We start from the raw sequence: 1,872 nt of genomic DNA, 5'->3' as shown, positions 1-1,872 counted from the left end.
GTGCGCCACGAAGGCGAGGACTTGTGGCATGAAGCCAAACAAGTATAGCCATGCTGTGTGAATGATGATGGCAGGCCCATCGGAACCGCCATATAGGTGGAGGTTTCAAACCACTCTGAGGTGCTGTAGTCAAAAGCTATGGTGCTGAGCGTCAGAGAAAAGGCTGTATAAAACAGTCAGGTGTGAACAGTGGAGATGAACGAAGCTGTGAACCACTTACGAAAACGTCGAAAGCGTATAGATTCCATCAAAACCAGGGGGTCAGTCGTTAACCTGGGATAAGCATAACGGGAGCCTATTTACTGGTTATGCGGTGGACGGCGTAAAGGTGGCATGAACACTGTTCAGGCATTCGCATGGAACGTGGGAACCTACGGGCTGGTGTTAAGGGAGGGTACCAAGCGGATGAACCGCAAGGTACAGAGTACCGATACAGCCATAGGGGCAGAGTGGCTTGTAGTAGTGAAGACGGTTTCTGAAAAGAAAACAGAGCGAAGAAGCCACAGTATCCAAGCAGAGTAAATAAGTCAACTTAGGAATAAGGAGGAGCTTATGAGCGAAGCAAAACAGTTTGATATTTCAAAGAAAGCTGTAATTGCAGCTTTTCAGGCGGTAAAGGAAAATGCAGGAAGCTATGGGGTGGACGAACAAACCATAAAAGAGTTTGAGGAGCATCTTAATAACAACCTGTATAAGCTATGGAACCGAATGGCATCAGGAAGTTATTTCCCGAAGCCTGTAAGGGCAGTAGCTATACCCAAGAAAAATGGTGGCACCAGAATTTTGGGAATTCCAACAGTAGAGGACAGAATCGCACAAATGGTCGCGAAGATGTACTTTGAACCGTTGGTTGAGCCAATGTTTTACAATGACTCATATGGATACCGTCCGAACAAATCTGCAATTCAGGCAGTAGGACAAGCAAGGGAAAGATGTTTTAAAAGAGACTGGGTATTGGAATTAGATATCAAAGGGCTCTTTGATAACATTAAACATGGATATCTGATGTACATGGTTGAGAAACATACGCAGAGCAAATGGCTGATACTCTATATAAAACGCTGGCTTACAGTGCCATTTATTATGAGTGATGGTACGGTTGTTGAGCGTAAAGCAGGAACACCTCAGGGAGGAGTTATCAGTCCGATACTTGCAAATCTGTTTCTTCACTACGTATTTGACGATTACATGTCAAAAGCATATCCGAACATCTGGTGGGAAAGATATGCTGATGATGGAGTACTGCACTGTCAATCGTATAAGCAGGCTGTATTCATAAAGCAAAAACTGGAAGAACGTTTTCAACAGTTTGGACTGGAACTGAATAAAGAAAAGACGCGTATTGTTTACTGCAAGGATGACCGAAGGTCACAAAACTATAGCTGTACTCAATTCACTTTTCTGGGTTACACATTCAGACCAAGGTTAAACAAGAACAAAGCAGGAAAGTGCTTTGTAGGATTCACGCCTGCGGTCAGTGAAAAAGCCAAAACTGCCATGAAACAGAAAATCAGAGAATGGAAGATACAGTTGAAGGTAAATTTAACACTGAAGGACATTGGAAACATGATAAACAAAGTAGTACAAGGATGGATTAACTACTACACGCACTATTATAAATCGGAATTCTACGAGGTGCTGCGTTATATCAATCAATGCCTGATTAAATGGGTACGACGAAGTTATAAAAAGAAAAATACGAGGAGCAGAGCCGAGCACTGGCTTGGTGCAATAGCCAGAAGAGACAGGAACTTGTTTGCACACTGGAAATTTGGAATATTACCATCTGTTGGAGAAGGAGCCGTATGAGTTGAGAGGCTCACGTACGGTTCTGATGGGGACTCAAGGGGAGGTTCCTTGGGTCTACCTACT

Annotated in this window: 2 protein-coding genes; both read left to right on the top strand. The window is 43.6% G+C overall.

The window, feature by feature from the left end; translation table 11 throughout:
- Positions 1-333 precede the first annotated feature (333 nt).
- Entirely contained in the window at positions 334-522 is a 189-nt protein-coding gene (locus ACTNDS_RS16585; RefSeq protein ID WP_441036854.1) for a hypothetical protein, read from the top strand.
- Between the two features lie 30 nt (positions 523-552).
- Positions 553-1,809: a group II intron reverse transcriptase/maturase gene (ltrA, locus tag ACTNDS_RS16580; protein WP_441036853.1), complete on the top strand. Its 1,257-nt coding sequence runs from the start codon at positions 553-555 to the stop codon at positions 1,807-1,809.
- Positions 1,810-1,872 lie beyond the last annotated feature (63 nt).

The sequence above is a fragment of the Blautia sp. HCP3S3_C12 genome (genome assembly GCF_052064155.1).
Classification (GTDB): domain Bacteria; phylum Bacillota; class Clostridia; order Lachnospirales; family Lachnospiraceae; genus Blautia_A.
This window is presented reverse-complemented; position numbering and strand designations above follow the sequence as displayed.

Coding starts and splice junctions, on each gene's coding strand:
- ACTNDS_RS16585 (WP_441036854.1), top strand. CDS start 334: ATGAACACTGTTCAGGCATTCGCATGGAACGTGGGAACCTACGGGCTG.
- ltrA (WP_441036853.1), top strand. CDS start 553: ATGAGCGAAGCAAAACAGTTTGATATTTCAAAGAAAGCTGTAATTGCA.